The sequence below is a fragment of the Arthrobacter burdickii genome (assembly GCF_030433645.1).
Taxonomy (GTDB): Bacteria; Actinomycetota; Actinomycetes; order Actinomycetales; family Micrococcaceae; genus Arthrobacter_D; species Arthrobacter_D burdickii.
The window spans coordinates 1934415-1961362 of sequence record NZ_JAROCG010000001.1; the positions used below are offsets into that span (position 1 = coordinate 1934415).

General features: G+C 70.3%; 22 protein-coding genes and 1 pseudogene. 12 read left to right on the forward strand and 11 right to left on the reverse strand.

The genetic code is table 11. From position 1 onward, the window contains the following. Positions 1-16: 16 nt before the first annotated feature. The 3 genes from P5G52_RS09035 to folP all read right to left on the reverse strand — a co-directional run bounded on the left by P5G52_RS09035 (position 17) and on the right by folP (position 3106). Positions 17-976 (reverse strand): J domain-containing protein, encoded by a 960-nt coding sequence (locus P5G52_RS09035; RefSeq protein WP_301226660.1) that lies wholly within the window; start codon positions 974-976, stop codon positions 17-19. Between the two features lie 439 nt (positions 977-1415). Beyond that, positions 1416-2168, reverse strand: coding sequence for a pyrimidine reductase family protein (locus tag P5G52_RS09040; RefSeq protein ID WP_301226662.1), 753 nt, complete (start codon positions 2166-2168; stop codon positions 1416-1418). After that, a complete protein-coding gene (gene folP / locus P5G52_RS09045; RefSeq protein ID WP_435868662.1) occupies positions 2165-3106 on the reverse strand; it encodes a dihydropteroate synthase in 942 nt (313 codons plus the stop codon). The genes P5G52_RS09040 and folP overlap by 4 nt, the downstream gene beginning before the upstream one ends. Positions 3107-3220: 114 nt before the next feature. Here folP and P5G52_RS09050 point away from each other — a divergent pair, with 114 nt between their 5' ends. From P5G52_RS09050 to P5G52_RS09065, 4 genes and pseudogenes are all read left to right on the forward strand, one after another. Beyond that, positions 3221-4447 carry a cysteine desulfurase family protein gene (locus P5G52_RS09050; protein ID WP_301226664.1) on the forward strand — a complete coding sequence of 409 codons (1227 nt, stop codon included), beginning with the start codon at positions 3221-3223 and terminating at the stop codon, positions 4445-4447. Continuing rightward, positions 4444-5586: a tRNA 2-thiouridine(34) synthase MnmA gene (mnmA, locus tag P5G52_RS09055; protein ID WP_301226666.1), complete on the forward strand. Its 1143-nt coding sequence runs from the start codon at positions 4444-4446 to the stop codon at positions 5584-5586. Before P5G52_RS09050 ends, mnmA begins: the two co-directional genes overlap by 4 nt. A 43-nt stretch (positions 5587-5629) precedes the next feature. Continuing rightward, positions 5630-5992: pseudogene (locus P5G52_RS09060) on the forward strand (chorismate mutase); the annotation flags it as partial. Between the two features lie 130 nt (positions 5993-6122). Then, positions 6123-7163 carry a uroporphyrinogen decarboxylase/cobalamine-independent methonine synthase family protein gene (locus P5G52_RS09065; RefSeq protein ID WP_301226667.1) on the forward strand — a complete coding sequence of 347 codons (1041 nt, stop codon included), beginning with the start codon at positions 6123-6125 and terminating at the stop codon, positions 7161-7163. 31 nt (positions 7164-7194) lie between these two features. Here the strand turns inward: P5G52_RS09065 and P5G52_RS09070 are convergent, their stop codons facing one another. From P5G52_RS09070 to P5G52_RS09095, 6 genes are read right to left on the reverse strand one after another with little or no spacing between them, the layout of a single operon-like run. Continuing rightward, positions 7195-7863: a DUF4166 domain-containing protein gene (locus P5G52_RS09070; RefSeq protein WP_301226668.1), complete on the reverse strand. Its 669-nt coding sequence runs from the start codon at positions 7861-7863 to the stop codon at positions 7195-7197. A gap of 59 nt (positions 7864-7922) precedes the next feature. Continuing rightward, positions 7923-9215: a DUF58 domain-containing protein gene (locus P5G52_RS09075; RefSeq protein WP_301226670.1), complete on the reverse strand. Its 1293-nt coding sequence runs from the start codon at positions 9213-9215 to the stop codon at positions 7923-7925. A gap of 46 nt (positions 9216-9261) precedes the next feature. Beyond that, complete coding sequence (locus tag P5G52_RS09080; RefSeq protein ID WP_301226672.1) at positions 9262-10344, reverse strand: AAA family ATPase; 1083 nt, start codon at positions 10342-10344, stop codon at positions 9262-9264. Next, positions 10341-11627, reverse strand: a complete 1287-nt coding sequence (locus tag P5G52_RS09085; RefSeq protein ID WP_301226674.1) for a DUF4350 domain-containing protein — start codon at positions 11625-11627, stop codon at positions 10341-10343. Before P5G52_RS09085 ends, P5G52_RS09080 begins: the two co-directional genes overlap by 4 nt. Further along, on the reverse strand, positions 11624-12283 hold the full coding sequence (locus P5G52_RS09090; RefSeq protein WP_301226675.1) for a DUF4129 domain-containing protein: 660 nt from the start codon (positions 12281-12283) through the stop codon (positions 11624-11626). The genes P5G52_RS09085 and P5G52_RS09090 overlap by 4 nt, the downstream gene beginning before the upstream one ends. Positions 12284-12332: 49 nt before the next feature. Continuing rightward, positions 12333-13736, reverse strand: a complete 1404-nt coding sequence (locus P5G52_RS09095) for a DUF7847 domain-containing protein (RefSeq protein WP_301226676.1) — start codon at positions 13734-13736, stop codon at positions 12333-12335. Between the two features lie 174 nt (positions 13737-13910). Here P5G52_RS09095 and mtrA point away from each other — a divergent pair, with 174 nt between their 5' ends. From mtrA to secA, 7 genes are all read left to right on the forward strand, one after another. After that, positions 13911-14588 (forward strand): MtrAB system response regulator MtrA, encoded by a 678-nt coding sequence (gene mtrA / locus P5G52_RS09100; protein ID WP_087076444.1) that lies wholly within the window; start codon positions 13911-13913, stop codon positions 14586-14588. A 133-nt stretch (positions 14589-14721) separates the two neighbouring features. After that, positions 14722-16605 (forward strand): MtrAB system histidine kinase MtrB, encoded by a 1884-nt coding sequence (gene mtrB, locus P5G52_RS09105; protein ID WP_301226678.1) that lies wholly within the window; start codon positions 14722-14724, stop codon positions 16603-16605. A gap of 160 nt (positions 16606-16765) precedes the next feature. Beyond that, complete coding sequence (locus P5G52_RS09110; protein WP_301226680.1) at positions 16766-18370, forward strand: LpqB family beta-propeller domain-containing protein; 1605 nt, start codon at positions 16766-16768, stop codon at positions 18368-18370. A 61-nt stretch (positions 18371-18431) separates the two neighbouring features. Further along, positions 18432-19403, forward strand: coding sequence for a ComF family protein (locus tag P5G52_RS09115; protein WP_301226682.1), 972 nt, complete (start codon positions 18432-18434; stop codon positions 19401-19403). A gap of 219 nt (positions 19404-19622) precedes the next feature. Further along, on the forward strand, positions 19623-20357 hold the full coding sequence (gene hpf / locus P5G52_RS09120; RefSeq protein WP_301226683.1) for a ribosome hibernation-promoting factor, HPF/YfiA family: 735 nt from the start codon (positions 19623-19625) through the stop codon (positions 20355-20357). A gap of 120 nt (positions 20358-20477) precedes the next feature. Beyond that, positions 20478-21689: a winged helix-turn-helix domain-containing protein gene (locus P5G52_RS09125; protein WP_301226684.1), complete on the forward strand. Its 1212-nt coding sequence runs from the start codon at positions 20478-20480 to the stop codon at positions 21687-21689. 122 nt (positions 21690-21811) lie between these two features. Next, positions 21812-24520 (forward strand): preprotein translocase subunit SecA, encoded by a 2709-nt coding sequence (secA, locus tag P5G52_RS09130; protein WP_301226685.1) that lies wholly within the window; start codon positions 21812-21814, stop codon positions 24518-24520. Here secA and P5G52_RS09135 read toward each other — a convergent pair whose 3' ends face one another. Both P5G52_RS09135 and P5G52_RS09140 read right to left on the reverse strand, forming a co-directional pair. Beyond that, the gene (locus P5G52_RS09135; RefSeq protein WP_363321876.1) at positions 24521-25204 is read right to left on the reverse strand and encodes an Rv3235 family protein; all 684 of its coding nucleotides are present in this window, start codon (positions 25202-25204) and stop codon (positions 24521-24523) included. It lies immediately after the preceding gene. A 134-nt stretch (positions 25205-25338) separates the two neighbouring features. After that, a complete protein-coding gene (locus P5G52_RS09140; RefSeq protein WP_301226687.1) occupies positions 25339-26214 on the reverse strand; it encodes a LysM peptidoglycan-binding domain-containing protein in 876 nt (291 codons plus the stop codon). 119 nt (positions 26215-26333) lie between these two features. Between P5G52_RS09140 and P5G52_RS09145 the strand changes: the two genes are divergently transcribed. Then, a complete protein-coding gene (locus P5G52_RS09145; RefSeq protein ID WP_301226689.1) occupies positions 26334-26894 on the forward strand; it encodes a hypothetical protein in 561 nt (186 codons plus the stop codon). Positions 26895-26948 lie beyond the last annotated feature (54 nt).

Sequence of the window (26948 nt, forward strand, 5' to 3'; positions counted from 1 at the left end):
CTAGCTTCCGGCCGACCTAGCTCTCGGCGGACGCCAGCAGGCGCGCGAGCACCGGCAGCTGCACCACGTTCGGTGCGGGACCTGAGGACAGGAAGGACCGGATCGTGCGGACGGCGGTGCCTGCATTCACGACCTGCACGACGGCGGTCGAGGACCGGTCGAATCCCGGGGGGACGTCGATCACCGGCGCGAAGGGATTGTCGGGCGCCCCATGGATCACCACCCACCCGGCGACGTTGCATTCCGGAAACAGGTCCTGCACCGCGCGGACGGTCCGGGGCAGCTGGAGGTCGACGGAACGGCCCTGATGGCGTAATGACCGGCCGTCCCAGGCGAAGTTTCCCGGGGCCGCCGTGAACGAGTCGATCACGGCCATCCTGTACCCGGCGAGCAGGACGTGCCCGGCCACCGTCTTCTCCCGATCGTCGAACTCGACGCCGTTGACCAGGCGGGCAGCGGGGTACGTGGGCAGCAGTGCCCGGTTGAGCAAGGCTGCAGTGCGCAGCTCGCCGTCGATGCGCGCGCGGACGCCGGAGGACCTGCGCGCGAACATCCCGGGCTGCCGTGGGGAGCCGTGGACCTGGCGTCCCGCGAGGATCAGGGGAACAGCCGGCGGAGCCGACGGCGAGAACGGCGGCAGGTAGTCCGGTGGGGATTTTGCGGCGTCCTCGTCCTCGACCCGTGTCCCGGCTGAAGGACGAGGGCCCGACGGCGTACGGCTGCTTCCTGCCGCCGAGGCGGTGCCGGCCGATGCGGGACGGGTGCGTCCGGTATCGGCGTCGTAGCGCTCCCGTCGCTGGGCATCGCTCAGTGTCTCGTAGGCGACGGCGACGTCGTGGAACTGCTCGGCACTGCCGCCGAGGTCGGGGTGCGCGGCCCGCGCTGCCCGACGGTAGGCATCCTTGATGACCTTGATGTCGGCTTCCGGGGGCACGCCGAGGACGTCGTAGTACGACTTCCGTGGTGCCTCTGCCATCGATCCGGCCTTTCCTGGGGGTCGTCCTGCGATTCCGAGCGCGACCGCTCACTGTGGTGCTGCAGCGCTGCGATACCACCTGAGACTAAAGGCGCCGGACGGTCCGCACCAAAGCCAGGGCCGAGGAGCGCCCACCAGGTGCGAGCGGCAGCTTTGAGTCCGCACAGGCGAGCGCAGGTGCTCAGGTACAACGGAGCACGCACGCAAAGAGTTCACTCCGTGGTCAACAGCCAGGGCAGCGGGCGTTCGGGCGGGTATGTCCGGAGCCGGGGAGTCCGGCCGGGGAAGCCCGGACACGGGAGCCCGGGGCGGTGCCGGGGCAGGGAGTCCGGCCGGGGAATCCGAGCAGGGGAGTTCGGGGCAGGGGAGTTCGGGGCACGGGACTCCCCGACGGTCGGGGGCCGACGGGCATTGGTGGAGACCGGTGGGCGGGGCGGGATCAGGCCGCGCGACGGTACAGCGTGTAGAGAGCGCCATCCTCCATCAGCAGGGAGGACAGCGTCAGCGCGACGGGAACCGCCGGGCTCGCGCCGACGGAGATCCGGGGACCGTCACCGCCGGCGAGCAGGGGACTGATCGAGAGGCACAGTTCGTCGACGGCGTCCGCACGGGTGAAGCCCCCCAGGACGGACGGGCCTCCTTCACAGAGGACCCTCGTGAGTCCTCGCCGGCCGAGTTCGGCGAGGATCGCGGGAACCTGCACCGTGTCCGGTCCGCACGGAACGATGTCGGCGACAGCTGCGAGCGCCTCCCGCTTCTCCTCCGGCGCGTCCCTGCTGGTGAGGATGATCGGACGCACCGGAGCGCTGCGGAAGAAGCCCGCGCCCGGATCGAGGTCGAGGCTGCCGGAGATGACCGCGATCGCGGGGTGCGGCGCGAGTCCGCTCGCGGAGCGCCATGCGCGTGCGGCGTCATCGACGAGGTCGCCCTCGTAGCCCTCCGCCCGGATGGTCCCGGCTCCCACCAGGACCACGTCCGCGAGCCGTCGCAGGACGGTGAAGATCCGCTGGTCGCCGTCGTTCCCCAGCCCGGCGGAGAGGCCTCCGCTCGTCGCGGCGCCGTCGGCTGCCGCGATGAAGTTGAAGCGGACGTACGGCCGGTTGGTTGAGGGATCGGCGGGATACGCGTAGATCCGGTGGAGTGCGTCGTCGTCGATGGGGTCCGCCGAGGCCGGGACCAGCGCGGTGATCACGGCTCCGCCGGCGCGTTGACGTCGCCCATGTTGTGGCGCAGGTAGGCCGGTTGCCGCCAGCCGAGGACTGCTTCGGTGAGGTCGATGGCCGCCCGTGATGCCGGGACGTTGTGCATCCGGACCACGCGGGCTCCGCCGAGGATGCAGATCACTGCTGCCGCGAGGGATCCCTCCACGCGTTCGCGCTTGGGCCGGTCCAGGGTCTCCCCGATGAAATCCTTGTTGGACACCGCAGCCACGGTGGGGAAGCCCAGTCCAGCGATCTCGGCGAACCGGCGGGTGATCTCCAGGGAGTGCAGCGTGTTCTTGTTGAGGTCGTGTCCCGGATCCAGCAGGATCCGGTCCTCCGGGATCCCCAGGCGGACGGCGTCGTCCACCTTGCGGAGGAGGAACTCCACGATCTCGCGGACCACGTCGTCGTAGGACGGCCTCGGATACACCGTGCGCGGTTCCGCGAGGCTGTGGGTGATGATCAGGTGCGCGCCGGCGTCGGCCACCACGGCCGCCATGTCCGGGTCCCGCAGCCCGGTGGTGTCGTTCACCACGTTGGCCCCAGCCGCGAGCGCCTGCCGGGCCACGTCGGGCAGGAAGGTATCGGCGGAGATGATGACGTCCGACGCCGCGCGCACGGCGCTGATGACGGGAACGATCCGGTCGGCCTCCTCGGATGCCGGGATCGGGTCGCCGGGCGAGAAGGGCGCCCCGCCGATGTCCACCCAGTCGGCGCCGTCGTCGACCGCCCTCAAGGACGCGTCCACGGCTGCCTGGAGCCCGAAGGTCGCCCCGCCGTCGTAGAAGGAGTCCGGAGTCCGGTTGATCACCGCCATGAGGGCGACCTGCCGGTCGAAATCGATGGTGCGGGAACCGAACGCGTGCACTCCGTGCCGGAACACGGGAACGGAGGCGCTGGGGGAAGGAGCCGTTGCTTGACTGTCCACCCTGCAGTTCTACCACCGCTCCGCCGGCGCAGGCTGGACGCGCCGGCCGGCGCCACGTCCGTGACGGACGCCACGGGAATCGGCGGGACGGCGTGGCGCCCGTAGAATCGGTATGTGCCCGTGTATGTCGATCACGCGGCGACCACGCCGATCTCGGCGCCGGCGCTCGCCGCACTCACCCGCGAACTCAGCCGGAGCGGAAATCCCTCCTCCCTCCACGGCTCGGGCCGCCGCGCCCGGCGTTCGGTGGAGGAAGCCCGGGAGACGATCGCCGCGGCCGCGGGCGCCCACGCATCGGAGGTCATCTTCACCTCCGGCGGCACCGAAGCGGACAACCTCGCCATCAAGGGCCTCTACTGGGCGCGGCGTGCAGCGGATCCCGCGCGCGCCAGGATTCTCTGCAGCACGGTGGAGCACCATGCCGTCCAGGACACCGTGGAGTGGCTGGAGCGGCACGAGGGTGCCGAGGTGGTCTGGCTGCCTGTGGACGCGACCGGCGTCGTCTCCCTCGACGCGCTGCGGGAGGCGCTGGCCGAGGCGCCCGAGCGCACCGCGCTCGTGACGGTCATGTGGGCCAACAACGAGGTGGGGACCGTCCAGCCGATCCACGCCGTCGTCGCCGAGGCCTCCCGGTACGGCGTCCCCGTGCACAGCGACGCAGTGCAGGCGTTCGGCTCCGTCCCGTTGTCCTTCGCGGAGTCCGGGCTCGCCACCATGGCCGTCAGCGCGCACAAGATCGGCGGACCCGTGGGGGTCGGCGCCCTCTTCGTGGGCCGCGCCGTCACCCTCACACCGGTCCAGCACGGCGGCGGGCAGGAGCGGGACATCCGGTCGGGAACGCTCGACGGCGCCGGCATCGCCGCGTTCGCCGCTGCGGCCGACGACGCCATCACCCACCTGAGCGAGGAGGTTCCCCGCCTCGCCGCGCTCAGGGACCGCCTGATCGACGGCATCCGCCGGGAGGTCCCGGACGCCGTGCTGCGCGGCGTCGGGCATCCGGCCCCCGAGGGGACACGGCTTCCCGGCAACGTCCACTTCACCTTCCCGGGGTGCGAGGGGGATTCGCTCCTGTTCCTGCTCGACCTCGCGGGGATCGAGTCCTCAACGGGCTCCGCCTGCACGGCGGGCGTCCCCCGGCCCTCCCACGTCCTGCTGGCCATGGGACTGACGGAGGACGAGGCGCGTGGCGCCCAGCGGTTCAGCCTCGGGCATACATCCACGGCCGCCGACGTTGACGCCGTGGTGGCCGCCATCGGAGGCGCCTACGCCCGTGCCCGCAAGGCGGGCATGGCAGGACACGCATCAACCATTCGAACTGCAGGAACGGGTTTTTCATCATGAGGGTACTGGCAGCGATGAGCGGCGGCGTCGACTCCGCAGTGGCGGCGGCGCGTGCAGTGGAGGCAGGGCACGACGTCGTCGGCGTCCACCTTGCGCTCTCCCGGATGCCGGGAACGCTCCGCACGGGCAGCCGGGGCTGCTGCACCATCGAGGACTCCCGGGACGCCTGGCGCGCCTGCGACATCCTCGGCATCCCGTACTACGTCTGGGACTTCTCCGAGCGCTTCAAGGAGGATGTCGTCGACGACTTCATCGCGGAGTACGCCGCCGGGCGCACCCCCAATCCCTGCATGCGGTGCAACGAGCGCATCAAGTTCGCGGCCCTGCTCGAGAAGGCGCTCGCCCTGGGCTTCGATGCCGTGTGCACCGGTCATTACGCGAAGGTCATCGAGGACGCGGACGGGAACCCCGAGCTGCACCGCGCGGCCGACTGGGCCAAGGACCAGTCCTATGTGCTCGGCGTCCTGACCCACGAGCAGCTCCGGCACTCCATGTTCCCGCTCGCCGAGACGCCGTCGAAGGCGGAGGTCCGGGCCGAGGCCGAGCGCCGCGGCCTCTCCGTGGCGAACAAGCCCGACAGCCATGACATCTGCTTCATTCCCGACGGGGACACGCGCGGCTGGCTCGAGGAACGCATCGACCTCACGGAGGGCGACATCGTGGACGTCGACGGGCAGAGGATCGGCAGCCACCCCGGCGCCAACGCCTTCACCGTCGGCCAGCGGCGTGGACTCAAGCTGGGCACCCCTGCCGCAGATGGGAAGCCGCGTTTCGTGCTGGAGATCCGCCCCAAGCAGAACGAGGTCGTCGTGGGGCCCGAGCATCTACTCGCCATCGACGAGATGCGGGGCATCAAGGTGTCCTGGGCCGGGCTGCCCATCGACGAGGTGCGCACGGGCAGCGAGTTCGACTGCATGGCCCAGGTCCGGGCGCACGGCGATCCCGTGGCCGCACGCGCCTGCGTCGAGGTGGCCGAGGACGGGACGCAGCAGCTCCTGGTGCGCCTGGTCGAGCCGATGCGCGGCGTCGCACCCGGCCAGACCGTGGTGCTGTATCAGGGGACGCGCGTGCTGGGGCAGGCGACCATCGACTCGGCACGCTCCGTCCTCCGCCCGGAACTGGCGACCGCGCAGGGCTAGTCGCAGTTTCCGGACGCCCGCCGGGTTCTGCTTGACTGGAGTCATGACGCACCCACGCAGTGGCTTCGACCCGGCAGCCAGTTCTCTCACCGGAGGCGTAGCCCCCGAGGTGATGGCCGAGCTCCTGTCGGTGAGGAGCTCGATCGACAATATCGACGCCACCCTCGTCTACCTCCTGGCGGAACGCTTCAAGGCGACGCAGCGGGTGGGACACCTGAAGGCGGAGCACGACCTGCCCGCGGGCGACCCGCAGCGCGAAGCCGCCCAGATCGCACGTCTCCGCATGCTTGCCGAGGAGGCGCAGCTCGATCCGGCGTTCGCCGAGAAATTCCTCAACTTCATCATCTCCGAGGTGATCCGCCACCACCAGGCGATTTCCGAGAACCGCAGGCCCGCAGCAGACCCGACCCAGGCTCCTGCGTCCTCCCTGGCGGCCGGACATCCCCGTGCGGACGCCTCGGGTTCCGAGCGATCCGGTGCGCAGGGATCCGGCGCCGACGAGCGCGGTGCCGACCAGCGCAGTGCCGAGGAGACCGGTGCCTGACGCCGCGGATGACGAGCGCCGCACAGTCGGCGCCACCGCCGCCGGCGACTGGCCGGGAAGCGACCCCCTGGAAGCGAACCGCGCCGTGCGCGGCGAGCTCGGGGGAGCGGCGAACCTCCCTTTCCTCCCGTCACTGCCCGCGCGCGGTCCGGGGAGCGACGCCGTCGGCCGGACCCTCGGCGTCCTCGTCGAGCTTCCCTTCGACCTTCAGCCGCACGGGTGGCGCCTCGTCCAGCGGCCGGGCAGGGACCAGCGCCGTGCCGAGTCCGCGCTGTCCTCCGACATCAACGCGCTCGGGGACATCGCCGGCGCTGAGGAGAGTCCCGCGCCCCGCCTGAAACTGCACCTGCACGGGCCTTTGTCGCTCGCTGCCGGTGTCCACCTGCACAGCGGTGAACGCGTCCTGATCGACTCCGGCGCCCGGCGTGAGCTCTACGAGTCGCTCGCGGCGGGGGCAGCGGACCTGGTGCGCCGGGTGGCTTCCGTGGCCCGGGGCGCCCAGCTGCTGCTGCAGCTGGACGAGCCCGACGCTGACGCCGTCCTGGCGGGGCGTGTTCCCACCGCGAGCGGTTACCGCACCCTCCGCGCGATCGACCGGCGTGAGGCGACCGAAGCCTGGGACCTCGTGACGGCGTCGGCCGTGGCGGCCGGAGCCGCCGGCACCGTCCTGGTCGCGGGAAACGGCGACACCGCGCTCGATGCGGCACGGTCCAGTACGGCCTCGGCGCTGTCCCTGCCCCTGCACGGCATCTCCGACCGGCGCTGGGAAGCGCTCGCGGAGGACGTCGAGTCCGGCAGGCAGCTGGAGCTCGCGATCCTGCAGCCCGGGGCGAACCTTCCGCAGGTCCGTGTCCTCGTGGAGTCGGTGCTGGCCGCGTGGCGGCGGGTCGGGCTGCCCGTGTCGGCGCTGGCCGCGGTGACGGTGACGACGTTGCCCGGACTGGCCGCGCTGTCACCGTCGGACGCCGTGCGGGCCCTCACCCGCCTGGCACAGGTCGCGGATGCCCTGGATCAGGTCCGCGCCGAAGGCTGATCGAGCGCCACCGGCCTGCAGGTCCGTCCGGTCAGACGCGCCGCTCCCAGCGCCGCGGGTTCGCCTCGGCGGGAAGGACGCCGTCGAACTCCTCGAGGACGTAGCCGAAGCGTCCGGCGTAGACGAGCAGCGTCCCGAGCTGGCGGTGAACCACCCGGGTGCTGATCCGGAACTCCCCGGCGGCCTCGTCCCACCACTGCTCCACGTACGCGAGCGCGCCGAGGGCGTCCGGCAGGGGCAGCCGCAGGCCCGCGAAGACGCGCGTCCGTGAGGAGACCATGCGGATGTGCCCGTCGTCGGTGGCGGAGCACGTCAGGAGTGTCGCCATCCGCCGGTGCCTGCCGACGTAGTCCGTGAGGACGCCGTCCTGCAGTGAGGTGGTGTCCTCGAAGACCCGCCGCGTGGTGCCGAAGTCGAGCTCGCGCCGGGCTGTGAGGGCCGGGCGCCCGAACGGGTCGACGTGGGGGTAGTTGCTGATGGTGAACGGTACGTTGCTGTTGTACTCGGGGAAGAAGGCGTTCTCGAGGGCGGTGAGCCGGAACGCCGGCCGCGCGAACCAGGCGGGGCAGCCGGCGACGTCGAAGATCCCGCGGCCGTGACCGGAGAGGCCGCTCTCCGCGGAGAGCCCGAAGTACTCGCGCAGTTCGGGCTGCAGGCGGCCGAAGTCGCTGCCCATCGCATCCTGGTAGATCGAGGCCATGGGGTCGCCTTCCTTCGCTCGGACCACCAGTCAACCACGCGGCGGGCCGCCGCAGGCCGTCACAGGCGGCCGGCGGCCTTGAGGCGGATGTAGGTGTCGGCGAGTTGCGGCGGGAGGTCCGCGGGCACCGCGTCCACGACCTCGGCGCCGAGGAGGCGGATCTGGTGGGCCACGGCGGCGCGGTCCAGCAGGGCACGTTCCGCGGCCGCGGCGCGGAAGGTCGCCGCGGCCGTCGACCGGTCGGCGCTCATCTCCTCCAGCCGCGGGTCACGTACCGACGCGACCACGACGACGTGGCGTCCGGTGAGTCCCGGCAGCGCCGGCAGCAGGCCCTCCTCCACGGCGCCCGAGTCCAGCGACGTCAGCAGCACCACGAGCGACCGGTGGGCGGACGCCGCACGCACCTGCGCCGGCACGCGGGACCAGTCCGCCTCGATGAGTTCGGGGTCGAGGGGTGCCATGGCGCTCACGAGGGAACCCAGGAGGTTCCCCTTGGCGGTCGAGTCGACCCGTGCACGGAGCCTGCGGTCGAAGGCCAGGAAGTGCACCTTGTCCCCGCCGCGCTCGGCGAGGACGGAGAGCAGGAGGGCGGCTTCGATGCCCGTGTCCAGCCGCGGCTCGTCGAGGATCCGCGCGGCGGAGGTACGTGATGTGTCGAGGACGACGACGACGCGCCGGTCGCGCTCGGGGCGCCACGTCCGCACCACCGTGTCGCGTCGTCGCGCGGTGGCCCGCCAGTCGATAGAGCGCACGTCGTCCCCGCGGACGTAGTCCCGCAGGGAATCGAACTCGGTGCCGGCACCGCGGATCTGGACCGCGGACTGGCCGTCGAGTTCGCGCAGGCGACGGAGTTTGGACGGGAGGTGCCGCTTCGAGTGGAACGGGGGGAGCACCCTGAGCACGCCCGGTGCCGGGACCGTGAGCTGGCGGGCCGCGACGCCGAGCGGGCCGGTGCTCCGCAGGGCGACGGTCTCCACCCGGAGGATGCCGCGCCGCGCAGGGAGCAGGGTGACCGTCAGGCGTCGCGCCTCGCCCGGGGGCACGGCTACGGACTGCTCGGGGTCGGCCGCTCCCGCCGATGGCTGCCATGCCTCGCGCACCGTCACCCGCAGCCGGCGCGAAGTGTCGTTGCGCAGGACCAGGGTGCTGCGGCACTGCTCACCCAGCCGGACGCTGTCGGGCAGCGTGCGCACGAGTCCGATCCGGCGCGGCGAGGCGGCGAGGGCCAGGTCGAGTCCGGCCAGGGCGGCGAGGATGCCCGCCCACAGCAAGATCGACGTCGCGCCCGGGTTCAGGACCACGGGGAGGACGCCGAGCAGCGCCAGGAGGACGAGGCGGCCGGTGATGACCAAGGCGATTCCTCTCTGATCGGGCAGGGCTGGCGGAGCGTGAGGGGCCCTACCGCGGGACGGGGACGGTGCCGAGGATGCCGCGGAGGACGTCGTCGACCTCGACGCCGTCCATCTGGGCCTCGGGCCTCAGCGCGACGCGGTGCCGGAGCGCGGGAAGGGTGAGTGCCTTCACGTCGTCGGGCGTCACGAAGGACCGGCCCGAGAGCCATGCCCACGCCCGCGAGGTGTTGAGGAGGGCGGTGGCACCGCGCGGGGAGACGCCGAGCTGGAACGACGGCGACGACCTGGTCGCGCGCACGAGGTCCACGATGTAGGCGAGCACCTCGGGCGCGATGGCCACCCGGGCCACTGCCGCGCGGGCGCGCTCGACGTCCCCGGCTCCTGCGACGGACCGGACGCCGGCCGCTTCGAGGTTGCGGGGGTCGAAGCCGACGCTGTGGCGACGGATGACCTCGATTTCGTCGTCACGTCCGGGAAGCGGGACGGTGAGCTTGAGGAGGAAGCGGTCGAGTTGCGCCTCGGGCAGGGGATAGGTTCCCTCGTACTCCACCGGGTTCTGCGTCGCCGCGACGAGGAACGGCGCCGGCAGCCGGCGCGAGACGCCGTCGACCGATACCTGGCGTTCCTCCATGGCCTCCAGGAGGGATGCCTGTGTCTTGGGCGGAGTGCGGTTGATCTCGTCGGCGAGGAGGATGTTCGTGAAGACCGGTCCCTCCCGGAACGCGAACTCCGAGGTGCTGGAGTCGTAGATGAGCGAGCCCGTGATGTCGCCGGGCATGAGGTCCGGCGTGAACTGGACACGCTTGGTGTCGAGGTCCAGGGCAGTGGCGAGGGTCCTCACGAGGAGCGTCTTGGCGACGCCCGGGACGCCCTCCAGCAGGACATGGCCGTCGGCCAGGAGCCCGATCAGCAGTCCCGTGACGGCCGAGTCCTGCCCGACGATCGACTTGCCGACCTCCGCGCGCACCCGCAGGAGCGCTGCCCGGGCGGATTCGCCGTCGGAGGCTGCCCGCCGGGACGTCTCCGGTGCCCGCTCCTCGACGCGGGTCGCCTGGTGCGCTCCGCCTGTCGGGGCTCCCGGTGACGCCTGCGGGGTCCCGTTCTGCCAGCCTTCGGATGGGTTCATCATTGAATCTCCTTCTCGAGGTCGAGGATCTCCTGTGCCCAGAGCACAAGCTCGCGATTCGTGGTCGGTGTGTAGTGGAGCAGTCGCTGTTCCAGCTCGGTCCGGGGCCGTCCGCCGTGGCGTGCGGCCGCCTCGAGGACCTCGCCCGGGGACGCCGAGCGGTCCACGCGCAGGCGTCGGGCCATGCGGGTGAGTGTCGCCGCCCGCAGGGTGGCCGCGGCATGCGCCACGGAGCGGGAGTCCTGGTAGAGCCGCGCACGCCCCTCCGCTGTTTCGGCGGCGCGGACGACGACGGGCAGTGGCTCGGCTGCCAGCGGTCCCAGCCGGCGGCCGCGCCAGGCCATGGCGAGGACCGAGCAGGCGAGGAGCCACACGAGCAGGTAGTCGAGCCAGTCCGGCAGGAGGGTGAAGGGGTCGACGCCCTCGCCGCTGGAGGTGACGTCCGCTCCCGTCGGCTCGAACCACACGAGCGTTGGGGAGGAACCCAGCGCCTGCAGGGCGAGTGCGGCGTTTCCCTCGTCGGTGATGGATCCGTTGGAGAGGATGGCCGGTGCGCCCAGGATGGCCACCGAGCCGTCGGCGCTCGTGACATACAGGCCGCCCGTCTCGCCGTCGATCGTCGTCAGGAAGCATTCGGTGTCGCCGGAGTAGGCCGCGCCCGTCCCGGAGACGGTACCGGCGGCAGACGCGGCGGCGTCGGGGCAATCGGCGGCCAGAACCGGCGAGTCGTTGCCGAGGTCGAAGGGGAGCGGACCGAGCAGCGAGAAGTCATCATCGAGAGCGGTCAGCTGGCGGTCCCCGGGTGCAGCGAGGACCGTGCGGTCCGCCGATGCGGTGAGGTCCGCCACCTGCCCGGCGCTGAGATATCCGAGCGCGTCGTTGAGGAACAGCGTCGCCGGCCCGGTCCTGAGCGATTCCATCGCGTCGTCGTACGAATCCGGCCGGACGACGTCGACGCCCTGCGCCGCGAGGACCTCCGCCACAGCCCGCGCGCCCTCGGGCGCGGGATTGCCGGGGGACAGCGGGCGGTCGTCCTCCTCCGACCCGGGCAGGAGGTTGACGAGGAGGATCACCGCGAGGACGACGGCGCCGATGATCAGGGGGAGGGCGCGCCGCATCCGCGAGCGGGCGGTGGCCAGGGCACTCCCGCCGTCACCCATCACCTCGCGGCCGGTCACCTCGCCGCCGGTCACGGTGCGGGGCCGCGCTGACGCGCCTCCCGCGGCCGATGGCAGCTCGGTCGACTCCTTCCCGCCCACCGCTCGGGGCGTCGCTCCGGACGTCACTGCGGGGCCACCAGCGGAGCCGTGCCTTCGGCGCGCAGGGGCCGCTCGGAGGACAGCCGCGCATCGAGGCCGGCGGCACGGCGGTAGTCCTCGTCCGTGGCCGTGCCGCTTCCGTAACGGGTCTCGTTGAACAGGTCGGCGAGCCAGGCGACGTCGGAGGACAGGGGCGGGAACACACCGCCGAGCTGGATACCTGCTTCCGTCGCCGTCCTGCCCGGCTGCTCCTCGATGACGAGGCGTTCCTCCGCCGAGCGGATGATCGCGCGCAGCAGCTCCGCGACGGCGTCGTTCCAGTCCCCGTTCCGCGCCAGCCCGGCGGCCCTGTTCCTGTGGTGGGCGCCGGAGCGCTTCCCGCCGTCGTCGAAGACGCCGGCCTCCGATTTCCTGCCGCGCGCGTTGAGGCGCGGCCTGATGAGCACGATGGCCAGGAGAATGAGGAGCGCGGCGCCGATCGCGACGATGAGGGTCCCCGGCCCCGCCCCGAGGCCGCCGAGGCCGTCGAGGAGCCGCACGATGCTCCGGAGGACGTCACCGATGATGCGTTCGACGAGATTGGGCTGCGCCTCGACGTAGGCGGGCTTCGCCAGTTCCTCCTCGAGGAGCCGGCGGGCTTCGTCGGGGTCCGGTACCAGGAACGGGAGCGTCCCGGTGCTCACGGGCAGCTCGTGCCGGGGCTTCCGGGTGCTGCTGCAGCGCACCGGGGCATCACGCGGGACCGCCGGGCCGGTGGCCGAAGGAGGTGGTACCGCCCGGAAGCACGTCCATCCGTCCTGCCCCTGACTGCTCGTGCTCGCGGAGCAGCACGACGTCGAACCCTTCCCGCCGCATGCGGAGGTCGACGTACAGCAGGGACGTGACGCCCGCCTGGAAGGCATACCCGATGGCCGTGAAGAGGGCGGTGATGGCCTGGGTCGCGGCCACGAGGGGCAGCGAAGACATCGCGTCGGGAGCGGACGACGCCGCGGAACTGAAGCCGACGAGGAGGGACACTGCGAAGGTGAGCGGCATGGAGATGACGGACGCGATGATCGAGACGATGACGCTCGTGAGCAGCACGATGCCGAACGTCCGCCACCAGTTCCCGCGGGTCAGCTGCCATGACCGCTTGATGGACGTCCAGGGGCCGGTGCCCTCGAGCATGAGGGCCGCCGGGGCGACGACGAGTTTCGTGCTCGCCCAGACCAGCACCACGATCGCGCCGAGCACGAGCGGCACGATGAGCAGGGCCGAGTATTGCTCGAGGCCCGCGACGGCCAGCGCCGAGATGCCGACGAGGAGGATCATGCCCACGAGCCCGGCAGCGACGGACAGGATGCCGAACCCGATGAGTGCGAGGATGCGGCCGCGGGCCAGGCGCCAGGCCTGTCCGAAGGACGTCCGCTGGTTGATCACGGCCCGGGCGACCGGGACCACGAGGATGCCCTGCAGGATCAGCAGGGCCGCCCCGGACACAACCCCGGACACCGAGGCGAACACCGCGAGTTCGCCGAACACGCCGTCCAGGCTTTCCGACGACGGGTCGGAGGACTCCAGCGCCTCGAAGGAGGACAGCATGTTGCCCAGGAGGAGGACCACCACCAGGGCGACGACGGCCTGGAGCAGGATGGCGCTGCCGAAGGTGGCGACCGGGTTCCTGCGGCAGGCCTGGAAGGCGCCGTCGAGGATCTCGCCGAGGCCGAGCGGCCGCAGCGGTATGACGCCGGGCTTCGGGGGTGCCTGGTACCGGGATGCCGGGTAGCCGGATGCCTGGTACGCGGGGGGAGGGTAGGCCGAGCCACCGTAGGGGGCGGGCTGCTGCATCCCCGGAGAGGCGTAGCCGCCCCATGCCTGGTTCGGTGCGCGGGTGCCGTACGGAGTGCCGCCGGTCGAGGGACCCTGGGGCGGCCAGGTCGACGCAGGCCGGCCGGACGCGTCGGGCGTCGGATTGCCCGGCGTACCCGGCGTTCGGTCACCGTGCGTCTGCTCGCCGGGCGCCTGCCACGGCGCTGCCGGACCGCGTGCTTCCGGCTGGTTCTCTGCTGCCGGGGGAGTCGGAGCTCCGCCGTCGCGCGGCCCGCCTTGCCCGCCCTCACGTTCCCCGTCGTTCGGTCGATCACTTCCCTGGCCCATCGCGCTCCCTCGGTCGTTATTCCCGCGAGGCATACAGCAGGCATCCCCCTCCAGCATCATAGTGACGCAAGCCACCATTCGGACGAGCCGCGCCCGGCGGGGTGGTGTGCCGCTCCGGACTTCCGTCGGTGGGGCTGATAGGACTTTGCGCGCCCGATGGGACAGTATGGGGGTATGAAGGCTCGCATACTAGTCATCGATGACGACGAAGCCCTGTCCGAAATGATCGGCATCGTCCTGCGCAACGACGGATTCGACCCTGTGTTCTGCGCTGATGGTGCAGCTGCGCTCGGTGTCTTCCGCTCCACCCATCCGGATCTCGTGCTGCTGGACCTGATGCTTCCGGGGATGGACGGTATCGAGGTGTGCCGCCAGATCCGCAGCGAATCCGATCTCCCCATCGTGATGCTGACCGCGAAGTCGGACACGTCCGACGTCGTGCGCGGACTGGAATCAGGGGCCGACGACTACGTGCCCAAGCCCTTCAAACCGGCCGAACTCGTGGCCCGTGTGCGGGCGAGGCTTCGGCCCGCCGAATCGAAGGCTCCCGAAACCCTGCGGATCGGCGAGGTGAGCATCGACGTCGCCGGCCACGAGGTCACGCGGGCTGGTGAGCGTGTCTCGCTGACCCCGCTGGAATTCGACCTGCTGGTGGCCCTCGCCCGGAAGCCCTGGCAGGTGTTCACGCGCGAGCTCCTCCTCGAGCAGGTCTGGGGGTACCGCCACGCCGCCGACACCCGGCTCGTCAACGTCCACGTGCAGCGGCTGCGTTCGAAGATCGAGCGCGATCCCGAGGCACCCGAGATCGTCCTGACGGTGCGTGGTGTCGGATACAAGGCCGGACAGGGCTGACGCGGAGGGCGCCGCCGGCCGCGCTCCGTTGCAGGGCGTACCGCTGCCTTCCCTGACGGACCCCGATCGCGGATCCGGACCGTCGGGCCCGGCGTCCGGATCCGGTACGGCGGCCTTCGCCGTGCCTGCGGCCATGTCTGCCGTCCCGGCCGCGGACCGTCCGGACGACGACGGCGCGTCGCCGGCATCGCATCCCCCGACGACGTCGGTGGCTCCGGCCGGTATTGCTCCGGCCGGTACTACCCGGGCCCGTTTCGATCTGGCCCGGGCCCAGGCGCTGCTGCGGTCGGTGGCGAGCCATTGGCGCAGATCGCTCCAGTTCCGCACCGTCGTCGCGACGATGCTCCTCACCTCCGTCTCCTTCGTGGCCGTCGGAGGCTTCCTGTCCAACCAGATCGCCAGCGCGCTCTACGACGAGCGCTTCGACCAGTTCAGCGCCGAGGCCACCTCGGCGCTGACCTCCACCAAGGCGGTCTTCCGGGATTCCTCGGCCACCGACCGCGATACGACGAGCCGGCTGGTGCTCGATTCGGTCAATGCCCTGGTGGGCAACGAGACAGATGCGCCGCGCCAGTCGATCCTGGTTCCGATCTCGGGGGGCGAGGGACTCTTCATCCCGACGACGGTGAGCCAGGACGGCGCGACCGCGGGCATGCTTCCGCCCGACCTCCAGGCGGCGGTCGGCAGCGGCCAGGACGTGTACTGGGCGCCCATGACCATCCCCGTCACGCAGGACGGCGACCAGGACGCGCCGGGTATCGCCTTCGGGACGCAGGTCCAACTGCCACCCGAGCGCAGCCCCTATGCCCTGTACGTCTACTACGACCTGTCCTCCATGCAGTCCACGCTCGACTACATCCACGGCGTCCTGTGGCTGGCGGGCCTCGTGCTGCTGCTCGTCATCGGCGCCATCACCTGGTACGTGACCCGCAGCGTGGTCCAGCCGGTCAGTCACGCGGCATCGGTGTCGGAGAAGCTGGCGTCGGGCCAGTTGCAGGAACGCATGGAGGTCAGCGGGGAGGACGAGGTGGCCCGCCTCGGAGCCTCGTTCAACCACATGGCGGGCAGCCTGCAGGACCAGATCACCCAGTTGGCGCAGTTGTCGCAGATGCAGCAGCGCTTCGTGTCGGACGTCTCGCACGAACTCCGGACCCCGCTGACCACGGTGCGGATGGCGGCCGAAGTGCTCTTCGACGCGCGCGACGAGTTCAATCCGGTGAACAAGCGGTCCGCGGAGATCCTGTTCGACCAGGTGGAGCGCTTCCAGGCCCTCCTCGCGGACCTGCTCGAGATCTCCAGGTTCGACGCCGGTGCCGCCGTGCTGGAGGCGGAATCGGTGGACATCGTCCAGCTCGTCGAACACGCCGTCGAGGGGGCGCATCCGCTCGCCGAACGGCTCGGGTCGAACCTCCGGATCGTGTCGGACGAGACGAGCTGCATCGCGGACGCCGACTCGCGCCGCATCGACCGCATCCTCCGCAACCTGATCGTGAACGCCCTCGAGCACGGGGAAGCTAGGCCGGTGGAGATCCACATAGCGTGCAACCCGGAAGCCGTCGCCGTCGCCGTCCGCGACTACGGGATCGGGATGACCCCGCTCGAGGCGTCACGCGTCTTCGACAGGTTCTGGCGGGCCGACCCCGCGCGGGCGCGCACCACGGGAGGCAGCGGACTCGGTCTGTCCATCGCGACGGAGGACGCGCGGCTCCACAGTGCCTGGCTCGAGGCATGGGGCATGCCCGGCGAGGGAGCCTGCTTCCGGCTCACGCTGCCGCGTCGCCAGGGCATCGTCCTGGCGTCGTCGCCCCTGGCGCTGCCGCCGGTTTCGGGCTCGCAGCGTACCGGGGGCGGGCAGTACCCGCCGAAGGACGAACGGGCGGACGAACGGGCGGACGAACGGGCGGACGAACGGACTGACGAACGGGCGGACGAACGGACTGATGCACGGACTGATGCACGGACTGATGCACGGACTGATGCGGGCAACGGAGCGAGGGAGAGCAGTGCGACGCAGTAGCACCATGCCGGATGGTCGGCCGGATGGCCGGCCGGATCGTCGGTCCGGTGGTCCCAGCCCCGCACGCCGGGTGCCGGCGTCTGTCCTTGCAGCCCTGGTCGCTGTCTGTCTGCTGGTGCTCGGGGGCTGTTCGGCCATTCCCACGAAGGGACCGGTGGGCGTGATCGCGGCCACCGAGGCAGAAGCCGACGCCGTGGCACCCGCCTTCGATCCCGAGGGCCCGGCGCCGGGTGCCACACCCGAGCGGATCCTCCGCGATTTCATCACGGCCGGAAGCGGTGCAGGCGACGGCTACAGCGTGGCTCGCCAGTTCCTCACGCCGGAACTCGCGCAGTCCTGGGAGCCCGAGGAACGAATCGTCCTGTTCCGGTCCGATCCACGCGTGGAGAAGCGCGAGGCCGAGGGCGTCTACCAGATCCAGCTGGAGACGACGGGAACGATCGACGCCAGGGGAGTGCGGACCAACAGTCCCGTCCCGGCGACGGAGACCCTCGGCGTTCGGATGGCCCAGGTCAACGGCGAGTGGCGGATCGGTGAGATCCCGGACGGCATCATGCTCGCCCAGAGCAGTGCCCGGGACCTCCTGCTCTCCCACAGCCTCTACTTCTACAGCAGCAACTACCGGTACTGGGTCCCCGATGCCCGCTGGTTCGTCCGGAGGACAGGGGTGACGGCGAGGATCGTCGGCGCGATGCTGGCCGGTCCGGCGCCGTACCTGCAGGGCTCGGTGACCAGCGCCTTCCCCGAAGGGGTGACCCTCGCCCGGGATTCCGTGCCGATCACGTCGGGCACGGCGTCGGTCGAGCTCTCCTCGGAGGTCCTGGAGAACGCCACCAGCCTCGGCCTGCAGCAGATGAACCAGCAACTCCAGGTCAACCTGCTCGGCCTCAACGACGTCACCTCCGTGGAGATGACCAGCGGCCAGCCGATCGAGCTCGGTGACCCTTCCCCCGACCTCGTCGTCCCCGAGCTGGCTCCCGACGTCGGGGGCGAGCAGGTCGCGATCGCCGGGAACGAGCTCGTGCGGGTGCGCAACGGCGCCGTCGTGCCGATCGAGGGGCTTCCCTCGGTGGCAGAGTCCCAGCCGCGCGACCCGGCCACCTCGGTCTCCGGCAGCGCCTACGCGTTCCTGAACGCCGCCAGGACATCCCTCTTCGTCACGGCCCCGGGCAGTCAGGCCCGGGCGGTCGCCAAGGGCAGCGCCCTCACCCAGCCCTCCTTCGATCCGGACAACTGGGTGTGGACCACCAGGGCAGTGGGAGGACGCAGCGAGGCCCTTGCGATCCCCCCGGGCGGAACCGAGGCGAACGCCGCGAAGCTCGCGGCCGGATGGCTCGGGGACAGGAAGGTGAAGGAACTGCGGATCTCGCGTGACGGCTCGCGCGCCCTGATGGTGACGGACCGCGACGGCGTCGGCGAGGTGCTGGTGGCAGGCATCACCCGCTCCACCGAAGGAGTGCCGCAGTCGCTCACCACCCCTCTTTCCCTGCCGACGGACGGGACCATCGACACGGCCAAGTGGGCGGGCCAGAGCGCGATCGTGGCGTCCTCGACGGGCGCGAACGAGGAAGCCACGCCGGTCATCCTGCAGCTGAACGGCGAACAGGAAACGATGGCGGCGCTCGACGGCGTTCTCGGCATCAGCGCCGGGTCCGACGCGGAGGACACGTTCTACGCGCAGGCCGGCGACACGCTGTACCGGCGCATCGGCAACAGCTGGGTGGACGAGCAGCTCGCCGTCGTCGATCCGGCCTTCCCCGGGTAGGACCGTCCACATAGCCGCTGTCGGGCCGCGGTCCGCCGTGCGGTCGTGATGGCCTTGGCTCATGCGTTCCTCCGGTTTCGCTTCGTGGCTCGATCGGATCGTCTTCGGGCGGGCCTACCAACGGGTAGCGGGTGCCCTTGCGGATTTCGGCGCCCTCGTCCTGCCGTCGTCGTGCGTGCTCTGCGGCCAGTGGGACACGTCGCTCTGCCCGGCATGCCTTGGGATCTTCCGCAGCGCCACGGCGCGGCCCTTCTCCGCCGAGACCGGGGCCGAGTCCCTTCCCGACGTCGAGCGGGTTCCAGCACAGGCCGGCATGCGGACCCCGGGCGGCACGCCGGACCAGAACGGGCCGGACCAGAACGGGCCTGCCTACGGCCCGCTGCCCGTCCTCGCGGCCGGGCGGTACGGCCGGGCCGTGTCGGCGGTGCTCCTGGCCTACAAGAACCATGGCCACGTGGACCTGGCCGCTCCCGTCGCCGCTGCCATGGCCGGTGTCCTCCATCAGGGAGTCTCGGGACTCCCGGGAGTCCCGGACGGGCGGAGGGCCTCCGAACCGGTCCTGATCGTGCCCGTTCCGGCCCGGGCTTCCTCCCGGCAGCGGCGCGGGTACGACCCGCTGATGCTCCTCCTGTCCCGGCTGGACCGCGCCGGCAGACTGCCCGCGGGTACCGTCCTCGCGCCGGTCGTCCGGCAGCGTTCGGCACTGGTTCGGCTTCCTGCCGCCCTCCTCCACGGCGGAGTGCCGGCGCTTGCGGCCCGCGCCGGGTGGGGCGGCGGGCAGAAAGGACTCGGGCGTCGGCGTCGGCGCGCGAACGTCCTGGGCTCGATGGCCCGGGCCAGGTGCACCCGGACCCGCCTCACCGGACGGGAGTGCATCATCGTCGACGACGTCCTCACCACGGGAGCCACCATCGGCGAGGTGCATCGCGTGCTCGTCCAGGAGGGAGCCCAGGTGCTCGGAGCCGTGGTGATCGCCGCGACGTCATCACCTGCCGGACGCTCTACGGAGGCGTTTCCCGGCCCGACGTCCTGACCCGGACGCCACCTCTCCGGACCTTCCACGTGCCGCCCCTAGTGCCTCAGCCGACGTCCGGCAAGCTACCGGAAGATTCCGAGCGCCGAAGGATGAATAAAGGACACTCGTGATCTAACGTGAAGTACGGGTACGACACAGTGATGACACGTACCCGTCGGCGGCGGCTCTATGAACGCCTCGGCTGCCGTCGTGTCAGCTAGCGATGTGGAGGGCACCATGGAGTTTGTGATCAATGGTCGAAACCTTGCGGTATCGGACCGTTTCCGTGAGTACGCGACGGAGAAGATCGACAAGATAGAGCAGCTCGGTGACAAGGTACAGCGCATCGATGCGAAGATCACCAAGGAAACCAGTGCACGCATGGCGGATACCTCGCTCACGGTCGAACTGACGGTGCTCTGCAGGGGCCCGGTGGTTCGGGCAGAGGCCACGGCGGCCGACAAGTTCGCTGCCTTCGACCTCGCCTACGGCAAACTCCTCGAGCGTCTGCGGCGGGCCCGTGACCGGCGGAAGGTCCACCACGGCCGGCACACGCCGGTGGCCGTCGGCGCCGCAACAGCCGGTCTGGAGCCGGCAGACCCGGCGCAGCCCATCTATCTCGAGACCCCGACCATCGAACCGACGTCGCACGAGCCGGATACCCAGCCCGAGGACCTCGACGCCTATTCCTCCCCCGATGATGTTCCTGCCGGGGACTCGCCGGTCCTGATCCGCCGCAAGGTCTTCTCGGGGACACCGATGACCCTGGACGATGCCGTCGACAACATGGAGCTCGTCGGGCACGACTTCTACCTCTTCATCGATTCCGCCACAGGCGCCCCCTCGGTGGTCTACCGGAGGCAGGCGTGGACCTACGGCGTGATCACGCTCGACGCGAAATGCGCGGAAGGAACCGAGGAGCCCCATGAGGAACTCCTGGCCTACCGCGCCAAGGAAGCCGCTTCCGCCTAGTGCCCCGCGCACCGGCAACCCCGGTCGCGCCCAGAAGTAATCCGCCCTTCGACAACCTATCGACCGCATACCTGGAACTGCCTCCACGCGCCGCGCGGGGGCAGTTCCATGCCGGAGTCCATGCCGAACCTCACGACCGCCCAGGCCCGACGCATCCTCCTTGCCGCCCAGGGGCTGCACCGTCCGCGCGTCGAGGCGCCGTCGTCGCGCCGGGCCGTCGCCATCGCAGTCCAACGGCTGCAGGTCCTCCAGATCGATTCTGTGAACGTCCTCGCCCGGTCGCACTACCTGCCCCTGTTCTCCCGCCTCGGTTCCTACGATCCCGCGCACCTCGACGCGCTGTACTCCCGGGCTCCCCGACGGCTGGTGGAGTACTGGGCCCATGAGGCGAGCCTCGTCGCGCCCGAACTGTTCCCGCACCTGCGGGTCTGGCAGCGCCGGACCTGGATGGGAGCGGCCAGCGTGCCGGCCGCACTGCGGCAGGACCTCGAGTCGTCCATCCTCGACCTCCTCGATCGCGGCGCGCCGCTCACCGCATCGAGCATCCAGCGACTGCTGGGTGCCGATACCGGGCGACCCGCCGAAGGCTGGGGGTGGCGGTGGACGGCGGCCAAACGTGTGCTGGAAGACCTCTTCGCCAGGGGGACGGTGGGGTCCGCGGGCCGGACGGCCCAGTTCGAGCGGCTCTACGCACCCATCGCCGACGTACTCCCGGACCCGGGCCTCGCCGTCGAGGAGCCCGACAGGACGCAAGCCCTCACCGTGCTCGCCGAGCGGGCGGCAGGAGCCCTCGGCGTCGCCCCCGCCCGCTCGGTGGCGGACTATTTCCGCACCCCGGTACGCGAGACACGTGCCGTCCTCGACGGCCTCGTGGCCGCGGGTTCCCTGCACACCGCATCCGTGGACGGCGGATCCGAGTCGTGGTACCTCCACCCGGCGGCGGCCCTGCCGCGCCAGGCACGGGGGAGGGCCCTCCTGAGTCCCTTCGACTCCCTCGTCTTCGAACGCGACCGGCTGCACAGGCTCTTCGACTTCCACTACCGCATCGAGATCTACACCCCTGCCGAGCGGCGCATCCACGGCTACTACGTCCTGCCCTTCCTCCTCCGCGATGCCATCGCCGCCCGGGTGGACCTCAAGGCCGACCGCTCGGCGGGCCGCCTGATGGTGCGTGCCAGCCACGCCGAGCCCGGCGCTCCCTCCGACACGTCCGCGGAACTCGCCGAGGAACTGTGCCTGCTCGCCCGGTGGCTGGGGCTCGACGCCGTCGTCGTCGAGGACCGCGGGAACCTCGCGTCCTCGCTCTCCATGCAGGTCGGCAGGTTACTCTGAGCGGACACGCAGTTCCATGTCGTCGCATCGTGGCGCGGGGGAACCAAAACGGGGCACCGAACGTCGCTCACGTAGACTAGACACGCCATCTTTGGGCAGCATCAGATTGGGAGTAAATACCAGTGCCATCACTTCTTGAACGAGTACTACGCACCGGCGATAAGAAGACACTGAAGCGACTCCGCAACTACGCTGACGCGATCAATGTCCTCGAGGACGAATTCCGGGAGATGTCCGACGCAGAGCTGCGTGGCGAGACCGACCGGCTGAAGAAGCGCTACGCCGACGGCGCGACCCTCGACGACCTGCTTCCGGAAGCCTTCGCCGTCGTGCGTGAGGCGTCGAGCCGGACGCTCGGACTCCGCCACTTCGATGTCCAGCTGATGGGCGGCGCCGCCCTCCACCTGGGCAACATCGCGGAGATGAAGACCGGTGAGGGCAAGACCCTCGTCGCGACCGCGCCCGCCTACCTCAATGCCCTGACCGGCAAGGGCGTCCACGTCGTCACGGTGAACGACTACCTCGCCGAGTACCAGTCGGACCTCATGGGCCGCGTCTACCGCTTCCTCGGCCTGACGAGCGGATGCATCCTCTCCAAGCAGGATCCCGCGACGCGCCGCGAACAGTACGCCGCCGACATCACCTACGGCACGAACAACGAGTTCGGGTTCGACTACCTCCGCGACAACATGGCCTGGAGCGCCGCCGAACTCGTGCAGCGCGGCCACAACTTCGCGATCGTCGACGAGGTCGATTCGATCCTCATCGACGAGGCCCGTACACCGCTCATCATCAGCGGCCAGGCATCCGGCGACGTCAACCGCTGGTACAACGAGTTCGCGAAGGTCGTCCAGAAGCTCTCCGTCGAGGTGGACTACGAGGTGGACGAGAAGAAGCGCACCGTCGGCGTGCTCGAGGACGGCATCGAGAAGGTCGAGGACTACCTCGGCATCTCCAACCTGTACGAGTCCGCCAACACACCGCTGATCGGCTTCCTGAACAACGCCATCAAGGCGAAGGAGCTGTTCAAGCGCGACAAGGACTACGTCGTCCTCAACGGCGAGGTCATGATCGTCGATGAGCACACCGGCCGGATCCTCGCCGGCCGGCGCTACAACGAGGGCATGCACCAGGCCATCGAGGCGAAGGAGGGCGTGGAGATCAAGGCCGAGAACCAGACCCTCGCCACCGTGACGCTGCAGAACTACTTCCGCCTCTACGACAAGCTTTCGGGCATGACCGGCACCGCCGAGACCGAGGCCGCCGAATTCATGTCCACCTACAAGCTCGGCGTGGTGCCCATCCCGACGAACAAGGAGATGGCCCGCAAGGACCTCTCCGACCTCATCTACAAGAACGAGGTCGCCAAGTTCGACGCCGTGGTGAAGGACATCGTCGAGCGGCATGAGACCGGCCAGCCGGTCCTCGTCGGAACCACGAGCGTCGAGAAGAGCGAATACCTGTCGAAGCAGCTCGCGAAGGCGGGCGTCCGCCACGAGGTGCTGAACGCGAAGAACCACGCACGCGAAGCGGCCATCATCGCCCAGGCCGGTCGCAAGGGCGCGGTCACCGTCGCCACCAACATGGCCGGGCGTGGCACCGACATCATGCTCGGCGGCAACGCCGAGTTCAACGCGGTCGCAGCGCTGGAGAAGGCGGGGCTCGATCCGGCGGACAACCCGGAGGAGTACGAGGCCAGGTGGCCCGAGGCCCTCGAGGCGGCGAAGGAAGCGGTCAAGGCCGAGCAGGAGGAGGTCCGCGAACTCGGCGGGCTGTACGTGCTCGGTACGGAGCGGCACGAGTCACGCCGCATCGACAACCAGTTGCGTGGACGCTCGGGCCGCCAGGGCGACCCCGGCCGGTCCCGCTTCTACCTGTCGCTCACGGACGACCTCATGCGGCTGTTCAACTCCGGCGGCGCCGAGCGCATCATGAACAGCGCCACCATGCCGGACGACGTCGCCCTCGAGTCGAAGCTGGTCTCCAAGGCGATCGAGAACGCTCAGGGCCAGGTCGAGGGGCGCAATGCCGAGCAGCGCAAGAACGTCCTGAAGTACGACGACGTCCTGAACCGCCAGCGCGAAGCCATCTACGGCGACCGCCGCAGGATCCTCGAGGGTGGCGACCTCAAGGAGAAGGTGCAGTTCTTCCTCGAGGACGTCATCACCGCGATGGTCGACGAGGCGACGGAACAGGGCCACGGCGACGACTGGGACTACGACCTCCTGTGGACGAACCTCAGGACGCTGTACCCGATCACGCTGACCGCCGACGAGGTCATCGAGGAGGCGGGCGGCAAGTCCAAGCTGACCCGCGATTTCCTGCACGACGAGATCCTCTCCGACGCCAAGCTCGCATACCAGGCGCGAGAAGAGGCGCTCGGCGAGCAGACGATGCGTGAGCTGGAACGACGCGTGGTCCTGTCCGTCATCGGCAGGAAGTGGCAGGAGCACCTCTACGAGATGGATTACCTCAAGGAGGGTATCGGCCTCCGCGCCATGGCCCAGAGGGATCCGCTGGTCGAGTACCAGCGCGAGGGCTTCATCCTCTTCCAGGCGATGATGGAGTCGATCCGCGAGGAGAGCATCGGCTATCTCTTCAACCTCGACGTCGAGGTCTCCGCCCCGGCGCAGACCGGGCTCCCGGGAGTGACGGACGGGCGGGGCGTGGTGCAGGCCCCCACCATCAAGGCTGCGGGACTCGACGCACCGGCGAAGCCGGCCACCCTCAACTTCATCGCGCCCAACGCGCAGGGTGATGCCGAGATGCACGTGGAGCGGAACAAGGTGCAGGCCGAGCCTGCGGGGGGCAAGAAGTCCCGGAAGAAGTAGTCAGCCGATCTCGAGGGCGGTGACCCGCCACGCTCCGCGCCGTTGCTCTATCCGAAGAGCGACGGCGCGGACCCGTTTCTGGTCGAAGGTGACGACAGAGGCCTCGTAGACGCCGGGGCTGATCGGGCACACCCGGGCCGAGCGCACCACGACGTGCCGGTCGGCGCTCGGCCGTGGATCCCCGTGGCCTGCGTTCCGGGCCGCGTCGATGCACCGCACGAGGTTCGCCCGTAGCTGGAGCCGTTCGTAGTTCTCGGGGTCGAGCCAGCGTGCCATCTGCTGCAGGGGACGCGATCCTCCCAGTACCTCCAGGGCACCCTGGGCAACCGACCGGGCGATCCCCGAGATGCGCTGTGACAGGTCCGGGTCGGCTTCCCACGGACAAGTCCCTTCCCGGTTCCCGTCCGGCGTGGTCCCGGTCCCCGCGGGAGAAGCCGACGGCTCCGGTGATGCTGAAGGATCCGGTGGCGCTGGAGGATCCGGTGATGCCGCAGGTTCGGCTGACGGCCTCAGCTGGATGATCGTGGCCGGGCCGGCCGCGGCAGGCCGGCCAGGGGAAGGCGGGGCCGGGCGAGGTGCCCCGCTGGCTTCGGCGAGCAGGGCGGCTGGGCGAAGACGGGTTACGGAAGTCACGGCATGTCCTTTCCTTGCTGTTGCGGCAGGCGACGTCCTGCCGGGTTCCACCTATGGGCGGGGTGCACGGGAAGCACGGGTGTGCTTGCCATGCTCGATGCGGTGGTGCGCGATCTGGTGCGCGATCTGCTGCGCGACGTGGTGCTCGACATGGGTCCTGGGCGGCTGCGCCTGACGGCGCCGATTCAGGGCGAGGGCGCCTGCAGGACCTGGCCCGGCAGGAGGAGGGAAGGATCATCGCCGATGATGGGCCGGTTCGCGTCGAACCAGGCGGGCCACGCTTCCGCTATGTCGGCTGCGGTGGCAAGCGGCCCGAGTCGGCGCGCGGCGATGGACCAGAGCGAGTCACCGGGTGCCACGACGACCTCCGTCGTGGCGGTCCTCCTGGTGTCCGGCCGGACCAGAAGCCCTCCTTCGAGAGGCATCGGTGCCGGCTCCCACGCCGGTGATACGGGCGCCGGCTCCGACGCGGGCGCCGGTTCCGAGACGGTCGATGCGGGTGACGTCTCCACCGTGGGCGAGGAGTACGCCCTGGGAACCGGCGGTGCGGGCGGTCCTTGCTCCCCGTCCTCTCCGTCCCCGTGCGTGGAGCCAGCAAGGGGCGACCAGTAGGGCGATTCCGCGCGGCCGGATGCGTCCGCACCAGTCCCGGCGCCGGCCGCCGACTGTGCAGGGAGAACCGAGGACCCGGTGACGCCGGATCCGGGACCGGCATCGGGGCAGCCGGGTGCCGCCTGCGCCACCGCGGGCACCGCCAGGAGCTGGACTCCCAGGAGAGCAGCGGCAAGCCGCCGCATGAACGCGGGAGCGCACTGCCGGGCAAACGCCGCCGCTGTCGCCAAGCCCCGTCGCTCGAGGATTTCGGCGATGACCGCGACCGCCAGTGCGAGGAGCCACAAGCCGACGATCAACACACCGAGCAGCGACAGAGCCACGCCGAGGACGTCTTCCAGCCCTTGCCCTGGCGCCTGCCCGGAACGGGACAGGACTGCTCCGGCAGCGGCCGACACGACTCCGCACGCCAGGATGACGCCGGCCTGTACTGCGTCCGAGGTTTTCATGAGACGACCCTTCTCCTCCTTCAGTTTGATGTAGTTTGATGCGATTTGTCTACGTTTGGTTTTCGGTATTGCGTTATGAAGCCGTTGACCGCAGCGGAAGGGGGCCCTACGTTGTGGGCATGCGGTGGGATGCCCTGTTCCATGATCTGGAGTCGCAGTTGCAGGCTGCAACGGACGCCCGGCAGGAGAGTGAGATCCGGGAGCGCACGCGCTCGGAGCAGTCCCGCGTGACGCTGATGCAGCGGTTGGCCGGACAGGCAGGACGGCCGGTCGGGGTGTTGACCAGGGGAGGCCGTTCGCTCACGGGCATCCTGACGAATGTCGGCTCGCAATGGATCGCCTTGGCGGTGGAGGAACGGTCGGTCATCGTACCGCTGTCGTCGGTGCAGGTTCTTCGGAGCCTGGGGCGCAGCGTCGGCCAGCCGCTCTCGGGGATCGAGGCGAAGCTCGGACTGGGATCGGCCCTGCGGGCGCTGTCCCGGGACAGGGCACAGGTAGCGCTCTGGGTGGCGTCGCCGGTCTCGCGTTACGCCGGCGTCATCGACCGGGTAGGCGCCGACTTCCTGGACCTGGGACTTGTCGCTCCCGGGGACGAGAGGCGTGCGGCGAATATCCGGGAGGTCCTCACGGTGCCCTTCGCATCCATTGACACACTCGACTCAGTGGCACGGACGGAGTAGGGCCACAAGCCCGGGTGCCGCGAACAGCAGCAGAAGTAAGCCGGGAGCAGGGAA